Raw genomic sequence first — 3,359 nt, 5'->3', positions numbered from 1 at the left:
TCCCTGCATGCGTGCCTGCCCTGTGGATGCCGTAAAGATCGATGAAAACAGAAAAGCCATGATCGACCATGAAAAATGTATTTCCTGCGGCTCCTGTGTCCATCAGTGTCCTTTCGGTGCCATCGTGGATAAGTCTTATGTGATGAATATCCTGAACCTGCTGAGAGATTCTTTCAATAATACGAATTATCACGTGTATGCCGTGGTTGCGCCTGCCGTTGCCAGCCAGTTTGGCAGTGTGGAAGTGGGGCAGGTATTTGCCGGCATCAAGGAACTGGGCTTCTACGAAGTGGTGGAAGCGGCTATTGCCGGTGATATGGTAGCCTTGGCGGAAACAGAGGAATTTGTACATACCATCGAAGAAAAGAAATGGAAAACCACATCCTGCTGTCCTGCCTTCGTAGAATATGTCAGAAGAAATCACCCCGAACTGGTGGATCACGTTTCCACAGTGGTTTCTCCCATGATAGCCATGGGCAGAGCTATCCGTGCGAAAGATCCCAAGGCACGGGTCATCTTCATCGGCCCCTGCACAGCAAAAAAGGTAGAAGTAAAACAGCCTGAAATTGCAGATGCCATCGATTATGTAATGACATTTGAAGAACTGCGCTCCCTGTTGGATGCAAAGGGTGTGGAACTGGATAAGCTGTCCGAGATCTCCGCAGGGGAACCTTCCTCCTATGGCCGTATCTTTGCCAGAACCGGCGGCGTGGCAGAAAGTGTGCGCCGTGTGGCAAAACTGGAAGGCGTGGAACTGGAAATCAAACCTGTTCGCTGCAACGGGATCGAGGAATGTGTACGTGCTATGAAACTGGCTTCCTTTGGGAAGCTGGACGGCAATCTGATCGAAGGGATGGCCTGCAAAGGCGGCTGCACCAACGGCGCGGCTTCCATTTTCCATGATACGAAGGGGATTCAGCGTATCAATGACTTCAGCCGTACAGCCCTGACGGACGATCCCAATGAAGGGATTCGCGACTATGATATGACGGCTTTCAGCATGGAAAGAGAATTTGGAGAGATCGAAAAATAAGGATTTCGCAAAAAGTGTGGAGACGGAACAGAAAAGAGGACGGATATGAATATATTAGTGATCGACGGACAGGGTGGCCAACTGGGCAGTCAGCTGATCAGAACCATTCTGGGACGGCTGAAAACAGCAAAGGTCATTGCGGTGGGAACCAATGCCATCGCCACGGCGGCGATGCTGAAGGCTGGGGCTCATCAGGCTTCTACAGGGGAAAATCCTGTGGTGGTTGCCTGCCGAAAGGCGGATGTTATCGTGGGGCCCATCGGGATCGTCATTGCCGATGCACTTTTTGGCGAAGTGACGCCGAACATGGCAGTGGCCGTAGGGCAGGCAGATGCAGTCAGGATCCTGCTGCCCGTCAATAAGTGTGATAATCTGGTGGCCGGTGTGCCGGATCTGAATCTGTCCACGCTTATCGAAGACGTTATGGTAAAATTGGATGCCGTGGAAAAACAGTTTGCTTTTTGTCAGAAAGAATGTTAAACTGAGACTGCCATGCAGAAGTATGGCATCGAGACAGAAGTCTTTTGTTTTTCGCAAATAAAATATCGTCTGAAATGATACTAAGAAGGTGTTGCTTTTTCCAGAAGGGAAAAGTGCGCCTTTTTTTATGACAGAATGGAGTGTAACATGAAAAAGACAATAGACAGTAAAACTCTTACCCTTTCAGGTATGTTTCTGGCGTTGGCGCTGGTCATGCCTTTTCTGACAGGGCAGATCCCTCAGATCGGTTCCATGCTCTGCCCCATGCATATCCCTGTGCTGCTGTGTGGTTTCTTCTGCGGCGGCGGCATGGGCTTTCTGGTGGGGCTGATCGCTCCCGTCCTGCGTTCCTTCCTCTTTGGTATGCCTCCCATGTTCCCCGTGGCCATCTGTATGGCCTTTGAACTGGCGGCCTATGGGCTGATATCCGGGGTTCTGTATCGCATGCTGCCCGGGAAAAAGGGATCCGTATATGCTGCCCTGCTGGCGGCTATGGTTCTGGGGCGTATCGTATGGGGCTTTGCCATGATGGCATGTGTCAGCAGCACAGGCGGTCAGTTCGGCATGGAAGCCTTTCTGGCAGGGGCAGTGACAACAGCGCTGCCGGGCATCATCCTGCAGCTGGTGCTGATCCCCGTGATCGTGATCGCCATGGAAAAACACCTGAAAAAATAATGATCGGAAAGGAATTCATTTTCGTATGGATTTTGCAAATTATCTTCTGGAACAAATCCAAATGCACCCTGCCATGCAGCCGCAGGATATCTGGAAACTGTGCTATCAGGCGGCTTTTGGGCCGGAACACCTGCTGCATGATCTGCAGCGGGCAAAGGAGTATCTGGAAAAAGAATATGAGACCGTGGCTGCGGCTGATGTGCCCCTCTATGAGCCGATTTCCGACGAGATCTGCCGCGTGAATCTGGCGGCGTGGAAATTTCACGGGCTGCCTGTTGCATGGTTGTTTCGCCTCTTTGCGGCTTCCTGCAGGAAACGGGAGAATGGAGAGGCATTCTTTCGGGTGTATCTGAAACGGGCGGAGGAGGTCCTCTCAGAGGCTGCTGTTGGCTTTTCCTGTGAAGACTGGGAGGAATATGCTCGCTCCCGAAAAGAAGCAGGTCTTTCGCCCGTCCATCACAGCGATTTTTATCGCCAACAGGAGAAGCCTGCCTATCGCATCGTGAACAGGAAATTTGTCCGCCTGTTTCCCATACTGCAGAGAGCGGCGGAACAAACTGATCAGGACAAAGCGTGTGTGATCGCCATAGACGGCAGGGCGGCTTCGGGAAAAACAACCATGGCAGGATTGCTGCAGGAAATTCTGGAGGCAGATGTGATCCGTATGGACGACTTTTTCCTGCCCCCTGCCCTGCGGACGGAGGAACGCTTTGCGGTGCCCGGGGGAAATGTGCATTATGAAAGATTCCGTGAAGAAGTTCTGCCTTATCTTTCTTTGCCGGAAGCCTTTTCCTATCGCATCTTTGACTGCGGCAGAATGGATTACCATGGGGAGAGAAAGATCGGTACGGCAAGATTCCGTATCGTGGAAGGCTCCTACAGCTGTCATCCTTTGCTGGGAAATTATGCGGATATTACTGTTTTTTCCGATGTGGACGGCGAAACACAGCTGCAGCGGATCCGTAAGCGGAATGGGGAAGAAATGGCAAAGATGTTCCGAGACCGATGGATCCCCTTGGAAGAAGCTTATTTTCAGGCGTATCAGATCGCCCAAAAAGCAGAGATACGATTATAAAATCTGTAAAATGCACCTGTTTCAGAATGGGTGTGTTTTTTTATGCATACTGCCAAACATGTGAAAATGTCGAGAGAGTGGGACTTTTTTTGCCTT

4 protein-coding genes are annotated in these 3,359 nt (G+C 51.0%); all 4 read left to right on the top strand.

Annotation, left to right across the window (positions count from 1 at the left end; all coding sequences use genetic code 11):
- Positions 1 to 1,033 (top strand): [Fe-Fe] hydrogenase large subunit C-terminal domain-containing protein (locus ACJMLT_RS04295; protein ID WP_405727099.1); only part of this gene is annotated, 1,033 nt, incomplete at its 5' end.
- 45 nt (positions 1,034 to 1,078) lie between these two features.
- Positions 1,079 to 1,513: a DUF3842 family protein gene (locus ACJMLT_RS04290; RefSeq protein WP_405727096.1), complete on the top strand. Its 435-nt coding sequence runs from the start codon at positions 1,079 to 1,081 to the stop codon at positions 1,511 to 1,513.
- 147 nt (positions 1,514 to 1,660) lie between these two features.
- Positions 1,661 to 2,188 (top strand): ECF transporter S component, encoded by a 528-nt coding sequence (locus ACJMLT_RS04285; protein WP_405727093.1) that lies wholly within the window; start codon positions 1,661 to 1,663, stop codon positions 2,186 to 2,188.
- Between the two features lie 25 nt (positions 2,189 to 2,213).
- Positions 2,214 to 3,263 carry a uridine kinase family protein gene (locus tag ACJMLT_RS04280; protein WP_405727090.1) on the top strand — a complete coding sequence of 350 codons (1,050 nt, stop codon included), beginning with the start codon at positions 2,214 to 2,216 and terminating at the stop codon, positions 3,261 to 3,263.
- Positions 3,264 to 3,359 lie beyond the last annotated feature (96 nt).

This window comes from Anaerotignum sp. (genome assembly GCF_045122575.1).
Classification (GTDB): Bacteria; Bacillota; Clostridia; order Lachnospirales; family Anaerotignaceae; genus Anaerotignum_A.
Note: the sequence above shows the minus strand (reverse complement) of the source record. Positions and strands in the feature narration are given on the sequence as shown.

Bases quoted from the DNA above. Each gene is read 5' to 3' on its own strand.
- ACJMLT_RS04280 (WP_405727090.1), top strand. From the start codon at position 2,214: ATGGATTTTGCAAATTATCTTCTGGAACAAATCCAAATGCACCCTGCC.
- ACJMLT_RS04290 (WP_405727096.1), top strand. From the start codon at position 1,079: ATGAATATATTAGTGATCGACGGACAGGGTGGCCAACTGGGCAGTCAG.
- ACJMLT_RS04285 (WP_405727093.1), top strand. From the start codon at position 1,661: ATGAAAAAGACAATAGACAGTAAAACTCTTACCCTTTCAGGTATGTTT.